The sequence below is a fragment of the Paenibacillus sp. H1-7 genome (genome assembly GCF_022354825.1).
Classification (GTDB): domain Bacteria; phylum Bacillota; class Bacilli; order Paenibacillales; family NBRC-103111; genus Paenibacillus_S.
The window spans coordinates 6,220,465-6,244,213 of record NZ_CP031168.1 but is presented as its reverse complement, the minus strand read 5'-3'; the positions used below and the strand labels follow the sequence as shown (position 1 = coordinate 6,244,213).

Below are 23,749 nucleotides of genomic sequence, written 5' to 3'. Positions count from 1 at the left end.
AGTAAACCATTCGTCGGTGATAGCTTAGTTTCAAAATAAAGGATTTAATCGTGCGATTTTTAGACTGAACCAGGAAGAAATCGGGAACTGGAGTGGAGCGAGATTATCGTGCACGTAAACTCCGCTTTTAGCAGCATCGAAATCAACAAAAGAGAAAGCAAGAACGCCATTTCACCAACGCCTTATTTGACGAATGCAATGAGGAAGTCGGATGAAGTGTATGCGCTTCTTCAGAACAGCTACCCGTTTACCGAATGGGGCAGAGTCCAGTGGACTCTGCTGGATAACCATGTCATCGTGAGGAATAAGTAATAGTCAAATAAATGATTGTTATGATTGAAATTGAGCTGATTTGCTTGTTGGAAAAATGCGTTAGCATGTTCAAACGCCAAAATCTATTTGATCATGGCACTATTTGATAACTGTACGGATGGTTTGCTTGTTTTGAAAAGCCCAAAGCGAATTTTTTTCCGCAAAGGCTCTTCATAGTATTGAAACATAAGCGCACTAAGCACTAAAGAAACGATGAAGCACAGCACATATCGAGACACGGGCGCAATTCCAGTAAATTCTGAATAACGGATTACTAGCTGATGGATCATGTAAAAAGAGAAACTGATCTCTCCTAAGTAAACTAACCACTTGTTGGAAAGAGCTTTTGAAAAGACACCTTTTTGGAAAGCAAATACATAAATGAGGAAGCACCAGACTGGAACAAAATAAACTCCACGGACGATCGCCGGGCTCATTTGCTTGGAAAGAACGAGAGAAATGACAAACGACAACAAGCTCAACAGCTCAAGCCAGTGAAAAAGCTTCGTATTATTTATCAATTTCAATTTGTTTGTGGATTGCTCGATAAAAATGATCCCTAATAACACGCCGGTCATAAATTCAAACAATCTTGTAATAGGAAAAATATGCAGCATCCAGACCCAAAGATTGTTATCCGCATCCAAATTCATGTTCAATAAAAACATAATGAGCCAAGCAGCAAATAGTACAATTAACGATTTGAGAACGTGTCTAGTCACTCTAAATTTGGTAAACAACCAGATGATGAACGGGAAAGTTAAATAGAACACGGATTCAACCGATAATGTCCAGGATACGCCGTTAAAATTGAAATAGGTGGCCTGGCTTGGAATGAAGCTGTGAATTAACATCAGATTGATGGCCGACATAACAGCGAATTTAACGGCATATAGACCATTCGGATGAAAATACATTACGACAAGAGGAATAGAAATTACAAAGGTTAACACATGGACTGGATAGATTTTGGCAAACCGCGCCAAATAAAATTTCTTTGTTTGGTTTAAGGTTAGCTGTGAAAACTTGGAGCGATAGTTGTAGGCAAGTATAAACCCGGATAATACAAAAAAGAACTGAACTCCCGCTGTCCCAAGCTCAAATTGCTTGAATAGATTCACATGATACAGAAAGACCATCATAGCGGCGACAAACCGGAAAGAAGTCAAAGAATGTAACAAAAGAAACGACCCTCCTTTTTGTTCTTTATAACGAACGAATTGATTTTATATCAACAGCTCCGTGAATTCAACACGGTTTCTTTAAAGATTTCTTTATGTTGTTAACGAAAACATTTAGACTAAGCAGTGAGCAGGCTCTCCTATGCCTGTGCATTATACCCATTTTCATATACAATGACACAACAACGGCAGTTAGGGGCGATGAGTATGCCAACCATTGAAATGTCTTTTTACATACAAGCGCCGGCGCCAGTGTGCTTTGATCTGGCCAGAAGCATTGATGTCCATATGGAATCTACCTCTCAAACGAAGGAGAAAGCAGTAGCAGGGCGATTAAGCGGGCTGATCGAGCTGAACGAAACGGTAACGTGGGAAGCGGTGCATTTTGGTATCAAGCAGAGATTGACCGCACGAATTTCGGAGATGGATGCACCTCATCGGTTTGTGGATGAAATGGTAAGCGGAGCGTTCAGCCGGTTTTACCATGTGCATGAATTCATTCCGCAGCAAGGCGGCGGGACGTTAATGCTCGACCGGTTCGACTATACGTCGCCGTTAGGCTTCTTAGGAGAATTGGCCGACAAGCTGTTTCTTGAAAAGTATATGTCCGAGCTGCTGCGCAAACGGAACGAGCATATTAAGCGGCTGGCAGAGGCACAAGCGAAGCAGAGTTGATAGTGCGCATGTAAGAGCTAAGAGTGAAAAGTACAAGCGTCCACCCACAAATTCCGGTAAGGAATGGGTGTGGGGCTTTTTATTTCGAATGTTACATAACATAAAGTTATCACGATAATAAAAATGAACAATTATACTTATAGCAAGAAACTGTATATGCTATTAACAAGACTACTCAGAAAGGTTGTGCAATCCCATGAGCCAACAGCCGGAATTTTTTCGCGATCAGTTTCCTTATTCCGCCCCGCCCAAAATCTTGTTCGATGGGGTGGACGTCCCTACCGCCATGCCAAGCGACATTTTTATTACAGACACGACGTTTCGGGACGGGCAGCAAGCAAGACCTCCATATACGGTCGATCAGATTGTAACGCTGTACGATTATTTGCACCGCTTGTCCGGAGAGCGTGGCGTGATCCGTCAATCCGAGTTTTTCCTGTATAGTGAAAAGGATCGGGAGGCCGCATATCGCTGTATGGAAAAAGGCTACCGGTTTCCCGAGGTGACTGCCTGGATTCGTGCGGTTAAGAAAGATTTTGCGCTGGTGAAGGATATGGGCATTAAGGAGACGGGCATCCTGACATCCATTTCGGATTACCACATTTTTACGAAGCTCGGTCTGGATCGGGAGCAGGCGATGAAGCAGTATCTTGATATCGTCGAAGCCGCTCTTGCGGCAGGGATTCGTCCTCGCTGCCATCTGGAGGATGTGACCAGGGCGGACGTACACGGCTTCGTCATTCCATTCGTACAACGGCTTGTTCAACTGTCCGAGGACAGCGGTATCCCCGTTAAGGTTCGCCTGTGCGACACGATGGGATACGGCGTTTCGTATCCCGGTGCGGTGCTGCCGAGAAGCGTACCGAGACTTGTCCACGCGCTGCGGCAGGAGACGGGAATCCGAAGCGCGCAGCTGGAGTGGCACGGGCACAACGATTTTTATAAGGTGCTGACCAACGCTGCTACCGCGTGGTTATATGGAGTCGGAGGAGTGAACGGAACGCTGCTCGGCTTTGGAGAACGAACGGGCAACACGCCGATTGAGGGGCTGCTGTTCGAGTATATCGGACTTACCGGAGATCATTCGATAGATACGACGGTCATTACGGAAATTGCGGACTATTTTGAGCATGAGCTTGGATACAGCATCCCGCCGATGACGCCGTTTGTCGGCAAGCAGTTTAATGTTACTGCGGCAGGGATCCACGCGGACGGAGTGATTAAGAACGAAGAGATTTACAATATTTTCGATACGGGCAAGCTGTTGAACCGTCCTCTCGGTGTGCAGGTGACGGATAAAGCGGGGGCTGCGGGAGTTGCTTTTTGGGTGAACAAGCAGCTTGGTCTGGCTGGATCGGAGCGGATCGATAAAAGGGACGAGGCGATTCAGGCCATGACCGCATGGGTTGCCGAACAGTACAAGGACGGGCGTACGACGAGTTTGTCCGATACGGAGCTGCTGGTCGCCGCTAAGCTCTTCTTGCCTGGCCGATTTTGATGGTAATCTTTAGTACTGCTGCATTGTGAATATATTGTAAAAAACCTATTGATGTTATGTCCTCTATCGCATATATTGAACGATAGATAAAGAAAATGTGGAGATGGAGAGCGCCGCATGAAAGGATTTGACCGGTACATGGATAGCATACTTTTTGATCAAATGGTACGACAAGACGGAACACTTGATTCCAGTAAGCTGGTGAGCCGGGAAACTTTGTATGTCGGACGCAACGGAAAAGCGGTAGAACGGTTTGTCGTGGAGAACGACGACCATTCGAGCTTCATCTTCAAGCCGCTCACCAATTTGGAAACCATCGGGAGGGAAATGTGGGTTTATGATCATTTGCTCCCACATATCCCGGTGAGATTTCCGAATTTGCTGGCGCAGGCCAAGCATCGGGATGCCGACCGATTTTGGGCTATATATGAGGATTTGGGGCCGCTTCAGCACCGGTTCGACCGGGACACGCTGGTGAAAGCGGCTGCAGCGATTCCATCTTGGCACCAGCTTCCGATGGACTGTTTGCCGGCTGATTTTACAGGGCATACGCCAAAGGTTGATGTGGTGCTGAACGAGGTAAGAGAGAAGAGCGAGCTCTGGCAATCGATTCTGGAGAAGCGGTCGGTTCCGGCGTACTTGATTGACCGGGCTGCGCGGATCCTACAGCAGGTCGATGACGAGCTGCAGTCCGAATGGACGGTATCGCACGGAGATTACCACCCGCTCAATCTGTCGGTTCGCAATGATGAAATTATAATTCTCGATTGGGAATATGTTCATTTGAACTCGATGTATTGGGATTTATATAATTTGCTGGACATTACAAGTCCGAATTACCGCAGGCCGGAAGTAAACGCCTCGGTCCGGAACGAAGTGCTGCAGGTGTATTACGCACGCCGGTTACAGCTTGGCTGGAGCAGCCGCTTCCATACGTTTCAGAAAAATTATTACCGCTATGCCCTCATCCATTCCTTATGGATTATGACGCTGATAGACAAGGACTTGAAGGCAGGGAAGCTGGACCGGGACGCTTTGCTGGAGCAGCAGAAGGAGACTCTGGCGATCGTAACGGACCTTTTGCTGGAGGAAAATGAAATCAGAGGGTAGGGGAAGGCGAACCCGATGATTCTATGGACTGCCGAAAGCTCAGATCATTATTTGCACAGGAAGCTCCGGTACGGATACCTTTCCAGCCGCTGTTGAATCCCGTGAATTTTATAATTATATCTTATGGTGTATTCACGGAATTCAAAGGCGGACGCTGACGCTTCTCCAAGGTATTCCGCACCTCCTCTTATGGCAAATTATAAATCAATACTTTCCGACAGCCAGGCGAGCCTTCAAGGTTCGCCTTTTTTGGCGGTAAGGAGAGAGAAAAACCGCTTTACATTTGCAGCCGATCGTGGTAAAAATATTAAAAACCAAGTAAAACTATCCGATATATATGTTAAAGAAGCCGGTTCACCATGCAAATGACGGAGAAACGGGAGAAAGGAGCTTCATTATGAACTCAAGCCTGGAATCCATATATATTGACGACCATCTGGACCTGTATTTGTACGCCCTTCAATTAGGGGATCAAGTGTGGGCGGATGAGCTGCTGCATAAATTGAAAAACCGCAAAGAGACCCTTCGCAAGGAAGAGTACAGACGGAAGAGGGAGATGCTGTACAGGCAATTCGACGCGGTGAATTTGAAGCTGCTGGAAGCATACCGGCAACTGCTTCATGAGAGCGGCGACGAAGAGGCAACGGAGAAGCTGCACCGGCATATATGGCATTTGAAGCTGGAGCGTATCTCCATCACCAACGAAATTTGCATCACGAAGCAGGCCGCACACGGAATCGATCACCATTCATAGGCGGAGGAGTACCGGCCCTCAATAGCATGAGGGACAAAGAAATTACTCAGAAGCGCGTTAATCCTAGGCGCGCGTTTGCGGCTCCGTGCGGAGGTCGCTCAAATCCCGCCACGCAGAGCTGCTTCATTCGCTATAGATCAAGCCGTGGCCCAATAGGTCACGGCTCTTCCTCATCAGCCGCTTTCCTTACCGTCTTACGGTAATGAGAGGGGCTTTTGCCATAGTAGGCGGTAAACTGCTTCGTGAAGTAAAACGGGCTGTGAAAGCCCACCTCCTCGGCGATTTCACCGACCTGCATCGTCGTATGCTCGAGCAGCCTCGACGAATGCCGGAGCCTGAGCCGCAGCAGCGTCTCCATCACCGACTCACCGACCTCCTGCTTGAATAAATGGGCCAAGCGGGATGGAGAAAGGGCGACTAGTGCTGCCAGCTCCTCCACCGTATGCCGCATCTTCATATGCTGCTCCATAAACCCGAGGACTTGCTCAACGCGCGGGTCCAAGGGCACGCTTTTCCTATTGGTTTGCTGCCCGATGAGCAGCAATATTTCCTCCATTGCGTTGAGAGCGAGCCGCGTCCGGTAAAAGTCCGACTCCAGACTGTCCCTGATCATCCGCTCGAAAGCCCCTTTGATCCTCTCCCGCTGTGCTTCCGATTCCACATGAATGAGGAACAGCGCATCTTTGTCCTGCGGAGGCGATAGCCATTCCGACCATGAAGGAAGCGGCAAAAAATGCGCCCATACGAATTCCCACACGTGCCCCTCCGGCGTCCCGTAATTGTGAGGCGTACCCGGCGGCAGCACGAGGATATCTCCAGAGGAGCAATGCCGCATCGTATCTTGATGCCAATAATAACCACAGCCGGATAAAGTAAACATTATTAGCCAGTCCTTCGTCCCGCGGGATCGATTTGTTTGATAGCCGTAGGCTTGGTTGAAATGCCCCGAGACCAGGATCCCCGGGGGAGGCGCGGCGGTTTCTGCCGAAACGGATGAGGCAGCAGGATTGTTATGGTTTTCAGCCATTTGTTCCATTCCTCCGGATGTCCTTAACCTTTTATAATGATATCAATGAATCATAATCAATATTATGGATGGGGGAAGGATTCCATGTCAAACCAAACACTTGGCGGCGTGCTGAGCGAGCAGCAGAAAAAGCAGTTTGATGAAGAAGGATACTTGATCGTAAAAGGGTTGCTCGCGGAGGACGTCGAGCGCATCAAGGACGAATTCATGAGGCTTCATGCCGCAGGGCCGATTCCAGGCTGCTTCAACCCGTTGTCCGAAGAAGAGGCCAATGGGGACATTCTGAAGCTGTACCCGCGGATGATGCATCCCCACAAGGTCAATGAGATAGCATTCGAGTATATGCTCCATCCCAAGGTGATGAACATATTGGCGGATCTGTTCGGTGCCGAGCCGCTTGCCGCGCAAAGCATGTTTTACTTCAAGCCACCGGGTGCGAAAGGGCAGGCGCTGCATCAGGATCAGTTTTATTTGAAGGTGGAGCCGGGTACATGTATTGCGGCTTGGACGGCCGTTGATCCGGCGGACGAAGAAAACGGCGGCTTGTTCCTCGTGCCAAGAACGAACCGCTTCCCGATTCAATGCCCGCATATGGCCGATCCGGAAGTGTCCTTCACGAAAGAGGAAGTAGAAGTACCTGAAGGGTATGAAGTCGTACCCGCCCGCATGGAAGCCGGCGACGTGTTGTTCTTTAACGGCAGCGTCATTCACGGTTCTTTCCCGAACACGTCCGGCGAACGATTCCGCAGAGCATTCATCTGCCATTATTCCGACGGGCTGACCTCGAAGATCGGGAAATATTACAAGCCGCTGTACCGGTACGACGGTACGGATTTGACGGTCGATGAGAACGAGGACGCAGGTCCTTGCGGAAATGAATTTCAATCTTCGGGGGCCCACTAGGCGAATAAAGCTCCCGGCTGGCCGGAGGCGCTACTTCCGGCTTACTTATTTTTAAAAAAATATTTTTTTCAGATGGATGAAAGCGGTAACATTAGTCCCCTTTTTCGTGTATACTTGTTTAAAAGCGATTAAAGGAGTGTCGACTATGGGAGTAGAACCGATGAATCCTTTAGAATTGTTTGCCGTTAAACGCTGTTGCCGCTGTGGGATCGAATTGGAAGAGCAAGCCGATTGCTACAAAAACACCTGTGATGACTGCGAGGGAAACACATTTTACCCTTTATCGCCGCTTCAACCGCAAGGAAAGATCGTCAGGTCAATGCAAGGCACGAACATCATCGATGAATATTGGTCGTAATGCTACCCCGGCAGCTCCGTTAGCGGATGCTTGCCGGGGTTAATTTATGGTTGTTGTCTATAAAAATGTTGAAAATGACGCTTCCAGCATTTACATTTAAAATAGAAGTGAGATGTCATGGTTCGACAAGAACTCATACTGTATTCCCATTGCCTTCAAGGGTGATAAGACTGTCGCACTATAGAGAGAGGAATATGGAATCATGTCAAAGAAAGCGATTGCAGTCTGGATTCTATGTTTAATCATCATTACCGTGTCAACGCCCGGCTGCGGTACTGCGAATGAATCCATTGAGGCGGTTGATCCTGAAGCGTCCGTTCCATTAACCATGCTGTGGCGAGGCAGCGAAACCTTATCTCCAATGAAAAGGCAGCTGCTGCAAAGAAAACTGAAAGAGAAATTTAATGTCTCATTGCATATCGAGATTTACGAGAAAGACGAGTATGAGAAATATGTAAATGCTTTAATGAACAGCGGGAAGGTTCCGGATATTGTTTGGATGAGCAGCGAGAGAATTCGGGGGGCGTCGGCCGTCGGAGCGCTAATGCCTTTGGACGAATTGATTAAAGCGTCTCCGATTTGGAGCGGCATGCCCAAGGAATATTTTGCGGACTCCACCTACAATGGGAAAATGTATTCGCTTCCGCAGTTTTTTCAAGCTCCGGAATCGATTTATTACCGGGCGGACTGGGCGGAGAAGCTTCAAATCAAGACGCCTGTCAATGCCGATGAGCTGTATACGATGCTGTACCGCTTTACGAAGGAGGATCCTGATGGAGACGGTAAAGCCAATACGACCGGGTTTACTATGGGAGGAGACTTAAGCCGTTCAGGACCGTTGTGGAAACTGTTTGTTCCAGCCCACCCCCGTAAGCTTGCATTGTATCTGGATCCGGTAGACGACACGATCAAGTCGGCCTATTTGTCCTCCAAGGAAATGAAGGAGGCATTGGCGTGGTTCAGAAAAGCGTATGAGAACGGGGTGCTTGACAAGGAGTGGGTGCTGGAAAAACGCGTAACGGCTGAAGACAAATTTACCTCCGGCAAAACGGGTGCCTGGATCCGGGGAGCCGAGATGATAACGGAACGCTATGATAAGCTGAAGGCACGCTTTCCCAATGCGGCCATCACTACTGTTCCGACGATGACAGGACCCTATGGATCGAATTACACGGTCCGCGCAGGCTATTCAAGCTCCTATGTCATTCCGTCCACAACCCGGTATCCCAAAGAAGCGAAAATGGTGCTCGATTACTTGCTGGGGCCGGAAGGGACGAAGCTCACGGCGATCGGGTTCGAAGGTCTGACGTACAAGATTGTGGACGGGAAAATATGCTGGATGGTAGAGGGAGAGGAAAAGTACTACAATCCCGGGGCCGTCCTGTTCAGTGTGCATCCATTGATGCTGCCTGTCCCGATCCCGGTGCTGGAGCAAAACCGGCTTGCCGTGAACGGCTTTAAGACGGAAACGAGCATGAACAGCTTGTACATCCCGCGCAGTGAAAAAGCATCCGGCAAAGCACCCGCTTTTGAAAAGCTGGCGCTGGAGTACATATCCAAAATCATTACCGGCCAGTATCCGGTCGACAAGTATGACGCGTTTGTAGCGGAAGCGAAGCGGATGGGGATCGATGCGGTATTGAAAGAGCTTAACGAAATGTACAAAATGGATAAAAAGATGAATGCCTCGGAATAAGAGCCTATCCAATGAAAAAAGACCGGCGTACCCCGGTAAGGGGATGATGCGACCGGTCGTTTTGTTTTTATAAAGCAAAAATCAGGAACATTCCAGCGTCAAAACGAAGGTATCGACGAGGTCGGGATTGAAGGCGGATCCTTTTTGCTCATTTAAAAACTGTATGGCCTTCTCCCGGCTCCAGGCATCCTTGTAAGCTCTGCGGCTCGTCAACGCATCGAACACGTCGACGATCGAGACGACCTGCGCTTCGAACGGGATTTCGTCGCCCTTCAGCATGGCGGGATAACCGCTGCCGTCCCATTTTTCATGATGATAGTGAATAATATGCTCGGCGATCCGCAGCTCCTCCTGAAGAATCTCGTCCTCCATTTCACGGGAAATTTTGTTCACGATTTCGACCCCGATGAGCGGATGCGTTTCAATAATATGACGCTCGTAGTAATTAAGCTGCCCGGGCTTGTACAGAATGCCCTCGGGGATTCCCGATTTGCCGATATCGTGCATGATGCTGGCGTTGACGACCTGATGAATGTACTCCTCCGACAGTCCGAGGTTCAGCCTCCGGTTATGGGCTGTCAGCAGCTTCTCGGTGCCTTGCTGTACACGGGTTAAATGCTCCTCAATGTGAGGGTCTCTTATTTCACAGGAGATGGCAAGAACCTTTAATATTTCGCTTTGCAGCTTTATTTTGCGTGATTCGGACAAATAGCTGCCCTCGGGGATTCGGTCCAGGTCGCGGACGACGCCGACATAATACGTTCGCCCGTTCAAGCTCATGGGGGTTATGGTGATGTTGGTGTGCCAAATGTCTTTGTTTTTCTTCCGGTTAATGAATACCCCGGTCCATGCCAAATTCATACTAAGCGACTGCTTCATGCTGTCATATGTCTTGGAAGGGGTCAGCCGTGAACGCAGAAAGTTGGCTCGCAGTCCGACCATATAGTCGCGGGCATACCCGGTTACTTCCTCGTACTTCGCGTTCACTTCCACGATCCGGTGCTCTTGATCGGTAATGATAACGCCGTCCGCCAGTTTCAAATAAAATGCCAAAGCCGGTTCCATGATGTCCCTCCATGTTTTCGTCGATGTGTAGCGGGATTAGGAGGTGTCGTTGATTTTACCTCATTTCTTCATTATTTTACCACATGATTCCCGAACCTCTGTTGCCTGGTCGCACATTTTTATGACGAATTGCAGGATGAATGATCAGTAAAACTTAAGCAAATTTTAAACTTTCCTTTTATCTTATTTAAGAATTGCTCCCTACAATAAAAAGCATGAAGCAACAGTTGCAAATCAAGTTGACAGTGAGGAGCATCAAAGGGATGAGTACATTGCTAAAATCGGCCCGTCTCATGTCCATTATCGAACTCAAAGCGGGCTATGGTCTGGCTGCATCGGCTGGGGGAGCGGTGTAATGGCGGGAGCTGCCGATTCCCGGGAGATGACGCTGGAAAGACGGGCTCAGCTTATACGGCGCTATGAGCAGGCGTGCTACCAAATGTGCTACTATTTGCTGCGCAGCGAACCGCTAGCCATGGAAGCGGCGCTTGCAGCCGTTGAAACGCTGCTGTCGGATGCCTGTTTCTATGAACAAGAAGAGCAGAGCAGGCTCGAAGCAGTAAAAAGAACGGCTATACGCTGTTCCCTGAAACGAATCGTTGTTTAAAAACGAAGCTCACTCGGCATACTACGGTTTTACAACTATTCAAGCACATGGAGGCTGTCAGGATGAGATTTGCTAACAAAGTCGCGGTTGTTACCGGAGGAGCGAGCGGAATCGGAGAGATGACGATCCGGTTGTTTGCAGAGGAAGGAGCGAAGGTCGTCATTGCCGATTTTTCCGACAGGGGCGAGACCTTGGCGGACGAGCTTCGTAACGGCGGCAAAGAAGCGCTGTTCATCAAAACGGATGTAACCAAGGAAGATCAGGTTCAAGCGATGGTTGCCGAAACGGTAAAGCAATTCGGAAGGCTCGATATTATGTTCGCCAATGCCGGTATTGCCAAGGACGGGCCTGCTCATATGCTTACGGCGGATGCGTGGGAGAGAACGATCGATATCAACTTGTCCGGCGTCTTTTTGTCGGATAAATATGCCATCGAGCAGATGCTGAAGCAGGACGGAGGAGGGGTTATCGTCAACTGCGGCTCCATCCACAGCCATGTCGGGAAAGCGGGGGTAACAGCCTACGCGGCCGCTAAAGGCGGGGTGAAGCTGCTGACGCAATCGCTAGGCATCGACTATGCGAAACAAGGGATTCGAGTGAATGCGGTTTGCCCGGGCTATATCGATACGCCTCTTATTGCAGGGCGCAATGAAGCGATTAATGAACATTTGATCAGCCTTCATCCGATGGGTCGCCTCGGCAAGCCGGAGGAAGTGGCCAAAGCCGTTCTGTTTCTCGCTAGTGAAGACGCATCGTTTATTACAGGCACAAGTCTGCTGGTTGATGGCGGCTATACGGCTCAATAAGCACTTGAAGCACCAGTCTGTCGGCTTAAACAGCTCACTTTATATGCCAAGAGGGTGTCCCAAACCGAGATTTCGGCTTTTGGGGCACCCTCTTTTGTTACCAGCATGCAATTATTTGTTCACGGCGATTTTAGCTTGCTGGTTGTACCAGTTGATGAAGTTGTCGACAACGGAGTCCAAAAACTTCACGGTCGGCTCATGAGTCAGGTTGCCTTCCGTATCGATTTTTTCATGAACGACGCCTACATACACTTCGTTACCCGGAAGAAGCGGAGATCCGACGCCTTGGGCGAACAAGATGTCGCGCAAATGGCCTTGGGCTTTAACCGTACCGAGCAAGCCCATCGATGCTCCTACGATCCAGGACGGTTTGCCGTTCAATACCCGGTCTACACGGGACATCCAATCGATGGCGTTAACCATCACACCCGGAACGGTTGCATTATACTCGGGAACAACCCACAATACGGCGTCGGCGGCAGCCACTTTGCCCTTGAATTCCTTTACGGCAGCGGGTGGGTCATTTTCAATATCTTGATCATAGAAGGGAAGATCCCGCAAGGTCAAAATTTCAAGCTCAAAACGGTCCTGGTAACGTTTCTGAATGAATTTGGCAAGCTTCAAGTTATAAGATTCCTTACGAATACTCCCTACAATAGCTACGACTTTCATCATCATTACCTCCAAATTCTAGGTTGGATTATGTAGAAAAACAAATCATCATTTTATTATGGTTTATTAATGATATTTAGTCAATATATAAGTTTAAAAAATATGTAAAGTTGACTAAGGAAGGAGCGGCGCTCAATTTGTCTGCGTTTCAACGCGGTTCCGGCTCCGGGAGCTTGTTCAGCTTCTCCAGCACCTGCTCTACTTTGCGAAGATGCGCGGCCATCCGCTGCTTGGCAAGCGGAGCGTCGCTCTGTTCAACTGCATCGACAATAAGCCGGTGCTCCTCAACCAGCCTGTCGGTTTCGCTTTGCTCGGCGAACAGCCAAAGGCGGCGGCTTTCCTGCATCACCTTGCCCATATTGGAGAATAAAGATTCCAGAGTGCCTCGAAGGAGCGGATTTCCCGCTGCCTCGGCAAGTGAGGTATGGAACCGGATGTCGGCCTGCTCCAGAGCCTCTTCGTCCCGAAGCAAGGCCATTTCGTGTAAAATGGCATGAAGCTGCGCAAGCTGCCCTTCCGATCTTCTTAGAGCGGCAAGTCCTGCGCTCTCCGTCTCTAGGATGTATCGAAGCTCCAGCCACGCCGCCAGCTGCTTCCTGTCGTTAATTTCGGGGGGCTGCCATAGCGGAGCGTCATCGGTAAGCTTAAGCACGAAGGTGCCGCCGCCGTGGCGGACGTCCACCCAGCCATGCGCTTTCAATGACATGAGCGCCTCCCGGATCGTGGAGCGGCCGACGTTGTAACGGACAGCAAGCTTTTCTACCGATGGAAGGCGGGTTCCGACGGCCCATTCTCCCTGGATGATTTGCTCGCGAATCGTTTCGGCGACTACTTCATAAGCTTTACGAATAATCATGACTACACGTCCTTAATCCTCTATATTGACACTTGGGAAAATGTACTTCTATAATAAAGTCATCAGATGACCTGATTAAAATTATAATCGATTGTTTCTGCTTATTCAACGTTATCCAATGCCATGGGAGGGTTTGAATTCAGTGATAGCGCAGTCTGTTCGCGAGCAATTACAGAGCATTGTAGGGCCGAAATGGTTCAAAGATGATACGGAAACGCTTGTATCTTACAGCTACGACGCGACGCCGTTATATCAAGCGATGCCGGACGGAGTCGTATTTCCTGCGTCTACGGAGGAAGTGTCCGAGGTTATGAAGGTTTGTGCCGGCCATAAAATACCGGTTATTGCGAGGGGAGCCGGGAGTAACCTGTGCGCAGGCGTCGTTCCTGTTCAAGGGGGCATCGTCATGGTCATGACTCGCATGAACCGGCTGATTGAGATCGATCAGGATAACTTGACGGCCACATTCCAAACGGGGTTGAATACGAAGCAATTTCATACGGCAGTGGAAGCGACCGGCTTGTTTTATCCGCCGGATCCGAGCAGCATGATCATCTGCACGATGGGGGGCAACATCGCTTTGGGGGCGGGTGGCTTGCGCGGTTTAAAGTACGGGACGACCAAAGACTATGTGATCGGCTTGGAAGCGGTAATGGCTAACGGAGACATATTGCGGACGGGCGGGAAGCTGGTCAAGGATGTGGCCGGCTACGACTTGACGCGTCTGCTCGTAGGATCGGGAGGTACGCTGGCCATCATTACGGAAGCGACGGTGAAGCTCGTGCCGAAGCCTGATTTCCGGCGCTCCATGGTAGCGATCTACAGCGATCTGCAATCGGCGGCACGCTCGGTGTCGCAAATTGTTGCGAACCGGATTACCCCGTGCACGCTCGAATTTATGGACCGGGCAACGATTCGGGTCGTAGAGGATTTCGCACGAATCGGTCTGCCAGTCGACGCGGAGGCGATTCTGGCGATAGAGCAGGACGGCGACGAGAGCATGGTCGAGCGGGATTTGCAGCGGATCGAGGAGCTGTGCCGCAAGGAAGGCGCGATCCAGGTCAAGGTGGCGGCCACCCCGGAGGAGGGCGCCAAAGTGATGGAAGCTCGGCGGAGCGCGCTGGCTGCGCTGTCGCGTCTGCGGCCGACGACGATATTGGAGGATGCGACCGTTCCCCGTTCCCGGATTGCGGATATGGTCATGGAGGTGCAGCGGATTGCTGCCAAATACGATGTGCAAATTTGTACATTCGGCCATGCCGGTGATGGAAATTTGCATCCTACGGCGATGACCGACGCGCGCAACGCGGAGGAAATTCACCGCGTGGAAAAAGCGTTCGAGGAAATATTCGAAGCGGCTATAAGCATGGGCGGGACGATAACCGGGGAGCACGGGGTCGGCATGGTGAAGGCGCCGTATCTGGAATGGAAAGTAGGCGCTTCCGGCATAGATATTATGAAGCGGCTGAAACTGGCGTTCGACCCGGATCAGCTGCTGAATCCGGGCAAGCTGTTCGCCGAAACGCGCAAGCGTATCGTGCTGACCGATGGGCCGGGCGAAGGAGAGGGCGAGGGACGTTCAGAAGCCCGGGAAGCAGGGCAAGTGCGGGCGAACGAGCAAGAACGGCAAACGGAATCGGAATTGGAATCGAAGCAAGACCGGCAAGGGCGGCAAGACCAGCAAGAGCATTCATTGCAGTTAGCTGAGGAGACACAGCAGCGTGTGAGGAGAGCGGGAACAGGAAGCGAGGAGGGCTTGTCATGACGACTCATGGTACAGGAGCAGGTGCACGATCGGCGGCACAGGAGAGCGCAGCGCCATCGGCAGCCCAGCATCTACCGCAAGCGGCTCAGACGCAGAAGCTTGCGGCGAGATTGAAGCTGACGCTGGATTCGGATCAGCTGACGAACTGCATGCGCTGCGGGTTTTGCCAGACCGCCTGTCCGACGTTCAACGAGACCGGACTGGAGGCGGCGTCGCCACGCGGGCGCATCGCATTGATGAAAGCGGTTGCCGACGGTTTCATGGAGCCTGATGCCAGATTCAAGGAGCAGATGGATCTGTGCCTCGGCTGTCGCGCCTGCGAGCCGGCTTGCCCTTCGGACGTGAAGTACGGGCAGCTCATTGAGCAGGCGAGGGAGTCTATCGCAGCGGAGACGGACTACGCTCCGAACGTGAAAGCAATCCGCACCCTGTTCATGGAGCGGCTGTTCCCGCATCACGGGCGCATGCGTCTGCTCGGCGGCATGCTGAAGCTGTACCAGCGCTCCGGGATGCAGAAGCTGGCGCGCATGAGCGGCGTCATGCGGCTCTTGCCCGAGCATATGCGGCAAATGGAAGCCATCTTGCCGGAGGCATCCGCCGACGGCGTCATCCGCGCCTGGGCGAAGCTCGGCCTCCCGGCGGCGTGGGAAACGACGAACGGCAGCGGCGGCAGCCGCCGCATGCTCGTCATTCCCCCTGCCGGCGGCGCCACACGCGCCCGCGTCGGGCTGTTCCGCGGGTGCATCATGGATGTGCTGTTCACGTCGACGAACGTGAACACGGTCCGGCTGCTCCGCGAGGCCGGCTACGAGGTCGTCATCCCGACCTCGCAGACGTGCTGCGGAGCGCTGCACGCCCACGCGGGCGAGACGGCGTCGGCCCGCCGCCTCGCCCGCGAGAACCTCGACGCCTTCGGCGCAGCCGGCGTCGACTTCGTGGCGAGCAACGCCGGCGGGTGCGGCGCGAGCCTGAAAGAGTACGACCATCTGCTGCATGGCGATGAGTCGGCGGCGGACGCTGCGCGCGATTTTGCGCGCAAGGTGCGGGACGTCGCGGAGCTGCTCGTGGAGCACGGCCGCCCGCTCCTTCCGGCGCCGGAGACGACGGGGGCCCCCCTCGTCGTCACGTACCAGGACTCGTGCCATCTGCGCAACGTGATGCGGGTCCAGCAGCAGCCCCGCACCCTCCTGCAGTCGAGGCCGGGTGTGCGGCTGAACGAGCTGCAGGGAGCCGACCGCTGCTGCGGCTCCGCAGGCATCTATAACTTGACGCAGCCGCAAATGTCGGCGGATGTGCTCGACCACAAGATGGAGCATGTGGAGCAAACAGAGGCGGAATATGTCGTGACGACCAATCCCGGCTGCCTGCTGCAGATGAAATGGGGAATTGAGCGAGCAGGACTCGGAGAGCGCATGAAAGCGGTGCATCTGGTTGATTTTATGGCTGAAGGACTAGTCCGCAAGAGCTAGGAAACGGATTGCGCCAAACAGCTCTGAATATTCTGAGCAAGCGAAACTTATCTGCACGGCAGGCTGGCCGCTTGCTGCGAGGCGGATAAGTTTTTTTGCATTTTCCAGAATGTCAAGGGGAAGTGGCAAGAATAACCTACATGAATCGGGAATAACTTTTAGAAATCAAGTAATATTCTGGCTATTTCCTGAATGTTTCGTGATAATTCGGTGTATAATGGAACTATATGAACCTATTATAGTAATATATATCTATAGCAACAGCCACTTAAGGAGGAAAGAACGAATGGACCAAATTTCTTCTCTGTCGGAACTTCTGGCGGAGCAAAAAGCTTCATCCTACATCGAGATCCCCGGAGCGGTTTCACGGACGTTCGGACAAACAACCTTGTCCACCACCTTGCCTATGAGCAAGCTGTTTTCCATCTATGAAGTAGATTTGGAAGTTCAGCGGGCGATCGTGCCGCAGAACTTATCGAAACTGATGGATTATATTATGCTGTATCTCGATCACCAGCAGGGGATTTATTTCCCGGGCATCATTCTTTCCGCCAGAGGAGCGGGCGAGTATGACGCCGATCAGCAGGTATACCGCCTTCAGGCCATCGAGAAGCTATACGTTGTAGACGGACAGCACCGGCTTGCCGCATTCCGGAGAATTATGGAAACGCTGCAAAGCAACATGGCCCGTGCCAAAGACCGCAGAGAATATGACCGTATGGAAGAAATTACGGATAAGCTGAGCAAGCTGTACACGTTCCCGATGTCGACGATGATTTATCTCGATATTAACGCTCGTCAGGAGCGTCAGCTGTTCTCGGATATTAATAAGCTTCCGCGCAAAATCGGCGGCAACTTGGCGGTTCTTCGCGAGCAGCGCAGATTTTATCATGTGCTGGCCACTCATTTGGCGATGAAATCCCCGGCTATGAAGCAAATTTCGGTAGATATGTTTACTGAGCGGGGGAAAGGGCCGGAATTTTTGTTCTCGTATCACCTGCTGGTCGAAATTCTTTGCGGACTGTTCGAGGGCCGCTTGAAATCGGCTGCGCGCAACAACGGATATTACTTTGAGGATACGGACATCGACGAGCATGCAAGACTCGCGTCCCATTATTTCGACGTTATGCTTCGTCATTTGCCTGAGCCGGAGAAAGGCGAGCTTTGCTGGACCGAAAATATGCAAATCGCTATGGCGATGTTTTTCCACGAGGAAGCGACCAAGACGGGAAGCTTCAACCGCTATGCGCTGGACTATGCGATGAAAATTTTGCCTCACATCGATTGGAATGCGATTTATACCGGCGATGAGAAGGACCGTTTGCCTAGACGCTCGCGTATTATGAAGGCTTACCAGTATATTAAAGATTTTTATCAGGAGCATCATTTGTTCTTGATCCGTGATAAGGAGGATGCCGGCTAATGGATGGACTTTGCCTCAATATGACGATTCACCCGTTTTGCGAAAAATTCGGTTTGGCTACCGTTCCTGTACAAGTGCAGGATTTGCTTAACTATACGACGATCGATCCGATGGTACAGCGCAAGCTGAGCGCAGGCCAACGCCGGAAAATTTCGAATTACCTGCAGGAGCGCGAGCTTGACCGCGTCTTCTTCGGACCTGTAACTTTAAGCTTGCGCGATGTCAGCTCGCTTGCCAAAACGGATAAAGGACTGTATTTGCGTCCGGGTTCGAAGCTTAGCATTTTGGACGGACAGCACCGGATTCTTGCCTTGGGCTATGTGAACGAGCAATTGCTTAAGGAAGTTCGCAGCCACGAGAAGAAGGTATCCGCTCTGAAAATTAAGCAGCGCCGGATGCCGGACAGCGAAGAAGTGAAGACGGAGCTTGAGCAAATGGAAGGGCTTGTTGAGCAAATCGAGCGCCGCCGTCTGGAATTGATGGAGAGCGAGCTTGCTGTGCAAATTTATATCGGCTTGAGCGAAGAGGAAGAAAAGCAGCTGTTCGGCGATATCAACTCCAAGGTTCAACTCGTTAGTAAAGAGCTCGGCCATTCGTTCGACAGCATCGATCCGCTCAATCTGGTCATTCAGCAGGTCGTTGATCATAACGTATTCCTGAAGGGAGCCGGTGTGGAACGCCGCGCCAACCTGACTTCTTACAATAAAAACTTCACCTCGTTCAGCTGGCTGTATTCGACGGCAACGATGCTGTTTACGGGAAAAATGCAGCCTTCCTACGAGATGGCGCGCAAAATCAGGCAGGATCCTTCGGCTCATATCGAAATCCTTCACCAGTTTTACAGCACGCTGCTGCCGCTGATGCCGGAGCAGCCGGGATTGCCTCAGTTCAGCTCGGCGAGCCGGGCTATGCAGGAGAGTATCGCCCTGTATGCACATGCTCATCTGTATCAGGATGGCAAATATGTGAAAAACTGGACCACCTGTCTTAGTATTTTCGAAGGCTTCGATTGGACCCATGAAAATGAGCAGCTGGTCGAGCGGTTCGGAACGCTGGATAACGGCAAGCTGAACCTGATCCATGAGAAATCGCTCCGCAAGCACGGCAAGCTCGTTGCGCTGTTCCGCGAGCTGCATGGCGAAGCAGCGGATGACGAAGCGTCGACCGCTTAACCGCTTTCTACGCTATAAACTAAAAACCCTCCTATTCCCAACAAGAAATGGAATAGGAGGGTTTTGTTATGTTACAGGCAGGCTTGGCAGGCTTCCGGCTTACGCATCGGCTGCGCAGCGGAAGCCCATATTGCCGGAGGCGCTATCCGGTGTATTGGAGCTGCGTGCGGCGACCCGGTAGCGGTTGCAGTATGATTTGTGGCACAGGTAGGAGCCGCCTCTCATAACTCGCGAGGTGCCTTTGTCCGGTCCCTTCGGGTTGTCGCTTGGCCCGGTAATGTGCCATGTCGGGTTGAACCAGTCCTGGCACCATTCCCACACGTTACCGGCGACATTGTATAAGCCGAAGCCGTTAGGCTGGAACGAACGGACCGGAGCGGTCCCGGCGTAGCCGTCGCTCTTGTTGTTTTTGTCAGGGAACTTACCCTGCCAAATGTTGCACATATGCTCGGTACCCGGCTTCAGCAGATCGCCCCAAGGGTAACGCTTTTGCTCCAAGCCGCCCCGGGCTGCATATTCCCATTCCGCTTCGGTAAGAAGCCGTTTGCCGGCCCATCGGCAGTAGGCTTGCGCATCGTTCCACGATATATGGATTACCGGATGATCCATTCGATCCTTGATCGACGAGTCCGGTCCTTCCGGATGCGCCCAGTCCGCGCCTTCGACATTCCACCACCAGGGCGTCCTCTGTACGACATGCTTTACTTTTGCAGCGGTTTCCTCGGAAACGAACAGATGGAATACGAAGGACCATCCGAACTGCTCCGATTCCGTTTTATATCCGGTCTCTTGGACAAACCGGGCGAATTCGGCATTGGTTACGGTACAAGGATCCACATAGAAAGGATTCACGGTAACGGGCCGCACAGGACCTTCTCCATCCTGCGGAAATCCTTCCTGATCGTCTGTTCCCATCAGAAATTGCCCTCCCGGCAAATAGATCATACCTTCGCGCGGATCGGTAATGGTACTGTTGCGGTTATGGCTCTGCTGAGGCTTGCGAAGCAAGCTATCCATAGAGATGTGCTGGACTGTATTGCCATCGGCTTCCGATCGGCTTGTTGAGCAGCAGGAAGGCTTTGTCGGTTCTGTCATTGTAAAGTTCCCCCTCGTTCATCTGTAGCGGTTGCGATGTGCCTATACTTCTGTAAGCTGATTAATGACCATAGTGGCTGCACCGATGACCAGCGCCTCTTCCCCAAGATGCCCCTGGCTGAATACGACTTGGTAAGCAGGGTAGTAGTAGGTATTGCGAATGGCGACGCGAGTCGCGATTTGGAAAAAGCTCGGGTCGCTGTTCATGAGCGAGCCGCCGAGAATGACTTTTTCCGGATGCAAAATGTTCAGCAAATTCGATAAGCCGATACCGAAATAGGTGGCGGCTTGGGAGAAGATTTCGACGGTCAGCGGGTCGTGCTCCTTCAGCGCTTGAAGCAAGTGCGCGAAAGTAATTTTCTCGGGATCCGGCTCCTTGAAGCGCAAGGAGCTTTCCCGCCCTTGCTTTAACCGGGACTGTGCCTGCTGCTCCAGCGCATAAATGGATGCATAGGTCTGCAGGCTGCCGAAATTGCCCTGCTCTCCAATTCTCGGGCCGTCCGTTTGGATGATCATTTGTCCGATGGATCCTTCCATATCGACTGCTCCATATACGACTTTGCCGTTAGACATCATCGCGGACCGGATTCCGACGCCGACATGAACGTATAGCAGGTGACGGTAGTCCCGGTTACGGTCGGACCACGATTCTCCCATGATGGCGGTATTGGCGCCGTTATCAAGCAGCACGGGGAAAGCGAAACGTTCCTGCAAATAGCGGACAATCTCGACATGCCGCCATCCGGGTGCTTGGAAATACAGCGGTTCCACAATTATGCCTGAGCTGCGGTCCAGAGGACCTACTGCGCCGATCCCCATGCCCAGCACCGATTCTGTGGAAATCCCGTGCGTCTTCAGCATGACGTCCACGGTTTCGGCGATGGCATGAAACAGCCTGGACGGGGTCATCGTTTCGTCCATGATCCAGCTATGACCGTCCAGCTTGTTCAAATGCAGATCGCATAGAATAAGCTTGGAGCTCATCCGTGAAATGTCCAGGCCGAATACGTATCCGGCTGCCGGATTCGTTTCATACAGAATCGGACGGCGGCCCCCGGTCGATTCACCCAGGCCTGCTTCGACCAGCCAGCCTTGCGCTGTCAGCTCCTCCAATGTCCTCGTCAGCGTGCTTCCTGTCATTTGGCTTTGCTCAAGCAAATCGATTTTGGAAACGGTTCCTTGCCGCCGGATACGTTCGTATATTTCCTTGTGCTTGCGGCTGCCCATTCTTTCGTTTATCGGTAACAAGCTCATTGAAACCTCCAACCAAGCTTTAATGCGGCATCGATTATTTTTCGGTACTTGCTGTATATGAAGAAACATGCTCTATAACGACCAATTATACACGAGTTTCGAGGGCTTAACCATAGCGGAAAGCTCGATACGGGTCCATTCTCCGGACATGCCGGGAGACGTTTCGTTTGCATCTATTGATTGTGGCATGGCGGTCATGTCTGGTAAGATAGTAACCATGGTTACATGCGGGGTGTCGCCCCGGCTGCTTCGGCAGCACGAACGCGTAAAGGAGATAGAAGACCATGTCGGATTGGTATCGCAAAAGCTTTGGCGATGATTATTTATTAGTATATAAGCACCGGGATATGCAGGGGGCCTATGATGAGGTCAAACGGATGATTGAGTGGCTGCAGCTTTCTCCGGGTGCCGACGTTCTGGATCTGTGCTGCGGGATGGGCCGCCATTCTATGGCTTTGAACGATTTCGGTTACAACGTCACCGGTATCGATCTGTCGGAAGTACTGCTCTCGGAAGCGCGTAAGCTGGATGGACAGCACCTGGTGTGTTTTCTGCAGGGGGATATGCGGGAGGTTCCTCTTGAAGGTCCTTATGATGCGGTAGTGAACTTATTTACTTCGTTCGGTTATTTTGAAGACGATGAACAAAATGTGAAAGTGCTGAAGGAAATCCACCGGCTGCTGAAGGTGCAGGGCAAATTTATTATCGATTTCCTCAATCCCGAGTACGTCATAAGCCATCTTGTTCCGTTCTCTACCCGGGACGAAGACGGGATTACGATTGAGGAGTCGAGAAGAATCGAGGACGGTTTTGTCCGCAAATCGATTGTCGTCAAGGAAGGGGCAGAGGAGCGCACCTATATGGAGCAGGTCAAGCTGTTCGACCTGAAGCGGTTCCAGGAGATGCTGCGTGCCTCGAATCTGGAGATCGATCATGTGTACGGGGACTATAACGCATCGGAATACGACCGGGAATTATCCAAACGTATGATATTTGTCGGGCACAGGAAAGGATAACACCATCATGAGCTTGTACACCCTACATAATGAAGAGTACATTCAGGTAAAAGTGCCGCTGCCGTTTCCGCTGCGTTGGGTGAACGGATATTTGATTCGCGGAGACGACGGTTATACGCTGATCGATCCCGGTCTGCATACGGAAGCATCCGTCGAATGCTGGGAAGCGGTGCTGAAGGAGTTACGGTTAAGCTGGAAGGATATGGAGCAAATTGTTCTGACCCATCATCATCCCGATCATTACGGTCTGGCCGGTCTGCTTCAGGAGAAGTCGGGGGCACCGGTTCGCATGTCGGCGAAGGGCTGGGAGCAAGCGAAGCTGCTCTGGGGAGAAGGTCAGCCTATGACAGCGGCCTTGCTAAGCCTGTTCGCAAGCCATGGGCTGCCTGATGAGCTTGCGGGGCCTATGAAGTCCCATATGGACGATTTCGTCCCCATGGTTTCGCCCCAACCGGACGTTTCCCTAATAACGATCGGAGAGCCGATTCGTCTCGGCAACAGCGTATACGAGACGATTCATACGCCCGGTCATGCGGCGGGGCATGTATGCTTCTACCTTCCGGAGCGCCAGGCGATGATTTGCGGGGATCATGTGCTTCCGCAAATTTCTCCTAACATCAGTTACTTACCCTTTGGTGTAGACGACAATCCGCTGGACAGCTTCCTTCGCAGCTTGGAGCATATCGGTGAATATGAGGTGAGCTGGGCATATCCCGGCCACAGAGAGCCGTTCTCGACATTTGGCAAACGGGTTCGGGAGCTGCTGGACCATCATGAAATCCGTCTTGAAGCAATGAGAGCGCAGCTGGCAGGCGAATCGTTGACAGCCTATCAAGTTTGCCGCGCAACCTTCGGTGACAGGCTGACGCTGCATCAAATGCGGTTTGCCTTGTCCGAAACGCTGGCTCATTTAATCTATTTGGAAAAAACAGAGCGTATCCGTTCGTTGGAACACGAAGGGATTGTGCTCTTCCAAGCACTATAATCAGCACCCTCCCGATGAAAGACCATTCCGCCTTGTGCAAGGCGTGAGTG

At 51.5% G+C, this 23,749-nt stretch carries 23 protein-coding genes; 16 read left to right on the top strand and 7 right to left on the bottom strand.

Translation table 11 applies throughout. The annotated features are described in order from the left end of the window. Window positions 1-108 precede the first annotated feature (108 nt). Window positions 109-312: a hypothetical protein gene (locus DVH26_RS27620; RefSeq protein ID WP_239627718.1), complete on the top strand. Its 204-nt coding sequence runs from the start codon at window positions 109-111 to the stop codon at window positions 310-312. Window positions 313-395: 83 nt separating this feature from the next. Here DVH26_RS27620 and DVH26_RS27615 read toward each other — a convergent pair whose 3' ends face one another. After that, a complete protein-coding gene (locus DVH26_RS27615; RefSeq protein ID WP_239627716.1) occupies window positions 396-1,493 on the bottom strand; it encodes an acyltransferase family protein in 1,098 nt (365 codons plus the stop codon). Window positions 1,494-1,700: 207 nt separating this feature from the next. Here DVH26_RS27615 and DVH26_RS27610 point away from each other — a divergent pair, with 207 nt between their 5' ends. The 4 genes from DVH26_RS27610 (at window position 1,701) to DVH26_RS27595 (ending at window position 5,530) form a co-directional block, all read left to right on the top strand. After that, entirely contained in the window at window positions 1,701-2,168 is a 468-nt protein-coding gene (locus tag DVH26_RS27610) for an SRPBCC family protein (RefSeq protein WP_239627714.1), read from the top strand. A gap of 196 nt (window positions 2,169-2,364) precedes the next feature. Then, window positions 2,365-3,666 carry a beta/alpha barrel domain-containing protein gene (locus DVH26_RS27605; protein WP_239627710.1) on the top strand — a complete coding sequence of 434 codons (1,302 nt, stop codon included), beginning with the start codon at window positions 2,365-2,367 and terminating at the stop codon, window positions 3,664-3,666. Between the two features lie 117 nt (window positions 3,667-3,783). Next, window positions 3,784-4,776 carry a phosphotransferase gene (locus DVH26_RS27600; RefSeq protein ID WP_239627708.1) on the top strand — a complete coding sequence of 331 codons (993 nt, stop codon included), beginning with the start codon at window positions 3,784-3,786 and terminating at the stop codon, window positions 4,774-4,776. A 397-nt stretch (window positions 4,777-5,173) separates the two neighbouring features. Then, window positions 5,174-5,530 carry a hypothetical protein gene (locus DVH26_RS27595; protein WP_239627705.1) on the top strand — a complete coding sequence of 119 codons (357 nt, stop codon included), beginning with the start codon at window positions 5,174-5,176 and terminating at the stop codon, window positions 5,528-5,530. Between the two features lie 157 nt (window positions 5,531-5,687). Here DVH26_RS27595 and DVH26_RS27590 read toward each other — a convergent pair whose 3' ends face one another. Next, window positions 5,688-6,557: a helix-turn-helix domain-containing protein gene (locus tag DVH26_RS27590; RefSeq protein ID WP_239627702.1), complete on the bottom strand. Its 870-nt coding sequence runs from the start codon at window positions 6,555-6,557 to the stop codon at window positions 5,688-5,690. Window positions 6,558-6,641: 84 nt separating this feature from the next. Between DVH26_RS27590 and DVH26_RS27585 the strand changes: the two genes are divergently transcribed. The 3 genes from DVH26_RS27585 to DVH26_RS27575 all read left to right on the top strand — a co-directional run bounded on the left by DVH26_RS27585 (window position 6,642) and on the right by DVH26_RS27575 (window position 9,514). Then, window positions 6,642-7,460 carry a phytanoyl-CoA dioxygenase family protein gene (locus DVH26_RS27585; RefSeq protein WP_239627700.1) on the top strand — a complete coding sequence of 273 codons (819 nt, stop codon included), beginning with the start codon at window positions 6,642-6,644 and terminating at the stop codon, window positions 7,458-7,460. Window positions 7,461-7,605: 145 nt separating this feature from the next. Beyond that, window positions 7,606-7,818: a protein YhfH gene (yhfH, locus tag DVH26_RS27580; RefSeq protein ID WP_239627698.1), complete on the top strand. Its 213-nt coding sequence runs from the start codon at window positions 7,606-7,608 to the stop codon at window positions 7,816-7,818. A gap of 202 nt (window positions 7,819-8,020) precedes the next feature. Beyond that, window positions 8,021-9,514, top strand: a complete 1,494-nt coding sequence (locus tag DVH26_RS27575) for an extracellular solute-binding protein (RefSeq protein ID WP_239627695.1) — start codon at window positions 8,021-8,023, stop codon at window positions 9,512-9,514. An 81-nt stretch (window positions 9,515-9,595) separates the two neighbouring features. On the opposite strand, the gene DVH26_RS27570 is transcribed toward DVH26_RS27575, so the two are convergent. Then, window positions 9,596-10,579 carry an HD domain-containing phosphohydrolase gene (locus DVH26_RS27570; RefSeq protein ID WP_239627693.1) on the bottom strand — a complete coding sequence of 328 codons (984 nt, stop codon included), beginning with the start codon at window positions 10,577-10,579 and terminating at the stop codon, window positions 9,596-9,598. Between the two features lie 355 nt (window positions 10,580-10,934). Here DVH26_RS27570 and DVH26_RS27565 point away from each other — a divergent pair, with 355 nt between their 5' ends. Further along, window positions 10,935-11,186 (top strand): hypothetical protein, encoded by a 252-nt coding sequence (locus tag DVH26_RS27565; protein ID WP_239627691.1) that lies wholly within the window; start codon window positions 10,935-10,937, stop codon window positions 11,184-11,186. Between the two features lie 62 nt (window positions 11,187-11,248). Beyond that, a complete protein-coding gene (locus DVH26_RS27560) occupies window positions 11,249-11,992 on the top strand; it encodes an SDR family NAD(P)-dependent oxidoreductase (protein WP_239627688.1) in 744 nt (247 codons plus the stop codon). Window positions 11,993-12,103: 111 nt separating this feature from the next. Here DVH26_RS27560 and DVH26_RS27555 read toward each other — a convergent pair whose 3' ends face one another. Further along, the gene (locus DVH26_RS27555; RefSeq protein ID WP_239635503.1) at window positions 12,104-12,664 is read right to left on the bottom strand and encodes an NADPH-dependent FMN reductase; all 561 of its coding nucleotides are present in this window, start codon (window positions 12,662-12,664) and stop codon (window positions 12,104-12,106) included. A gap of 148 nt (window positions 12,665-12,812) precedes the next feature. After that, window positions 12,813-13,520, bottom strand: coding sequence for a FadR/GntR family transcriptional regulator (locus DVH26_RS27550; RefSeq protein ID WP_239627685.1), 708 nt, complete (start codon window positions 13,518-13,520; stop codon window positions 12,813-12,815). Between the two features lie 142 nt (window positions 13,521-13,662). Between DVH26_RS27550 and DVH26_RS27545 the strand changes: the two genes are divergently transcribed. The 4 genes from DVH26_RS27545 to DVH26_RS27530 all read left to right on the top strand — a co-directional run bounded on the left by DVH26_RS27545 (window position 13,663) and on the right by DVH26_RS27530 (window position 19,349). Then, a complete protein-coding gene (locus DVH26_RS27545; RefSeq protein WP_239627683.1) occupies window positions 13,663-15,285 on the top strand; it encodes an FAD-binding oxidoreductase in 1,623 nt (540 codons plus the stop codon). A gap of 149 nt (window positions 15,286-15,434) precedes the next feature. Beyond that, window positions 15,435-16,754, top strand: a complete 1,320-nt coding sequence (locus DVH26_RS27540; RefSeq protein ID WP_239635502.1) for a (Fe-S)-binding protein — start codon at window positions 15,435-15,437, stop codon at window positions 16,752-16,754. 286 nt (window positions 16,755-17,040) lie between these two features. Further along, window positions 17,041-18,177: a DGQHR domain-containing protein gene (locus DVH26_RS27535; protein WP_239627680.1), complete on the top strand. Its 1,137-nt coding sequence runs from the start codon at window positions 17,041-17,043 to the stop codon at window positions 18,175-18,177. Next, a complete protein-coding gene (locus DVH26_RS27530) occupies window positions 18,177-19,349 on the top strand; it encodes a DNA sulfur modification protein DndB (protein WP_239627678.1) in 1,173 nt (390 codons plus the stop codon). Before DVH26_RS27535 ends, DVH26_RS27530 begins: the two co-directional genes overlap by 1 nt. A 99-nt stretch (window positions 19,350-19,448) precedes the next feature. Here DVH26_RS27530 and DVH26_RS27525 read toward each other — a convergent pair whose 3' ends face one another. Continuing rightward, window positions 19,449-20,444 carry a formylglycine-generating enzyme family protein gene (locus DVH26_RS27525; RefSeq protein WP_239627676.1) on the bottom strand — a complete coding sequence of 332 codons (996 nt, stop codon included), beginning with the start codon at window positions 20,442-20,444 and terminating at the stop codon, window positions 19,449-19,451. A gap of 42 nt (window positions 20,445-20,486) precedes the next feature. Next, window positions 20,487-21,698, bottom strand: a complete 1,212-nt coding sequence (locus DVH26_RS27520; RefSeq protein ID WP_239627673.1) for an ROK family protein — start codon at window positions 21,696-21,698, stop codon at window positions 20,487-20,489. A 284-nt stretch (window positions 21,699-21,982) separates the two neighbouring features. Between DVH26_RS27520 and DVH26_RS27515 the strand changes: the two genes are divergently transcribed. Further along, window positions 21,983-22,714, top strand: coding sequence for a class I SAM-dependent methyltransferase (locus DVH26_RS27515; RefSeq protein ID WP_239627671.1), 732 nt, complete (start codon window positions 21,983-21,985; stop codon window positions 22,712-22,714). Window positions 22,715-22,721: 7 nt separating this feature from the next. Further along, window positions 22,722-23,699 carry an MBL fold metallo-hydrolase gene (locus tag DVH26_RS27510; RefSeq protein WP_239627669.1) on the top strand — a complete coding sequence of 326 codons (978 nt, stop codon included), beginning with the start codon at window positions 22,722-22,724 and terminating at the stop codon, window positions 23,697-23,699. Window positions 23,700-23,749 lie beyond the last annotated feature (50 nt).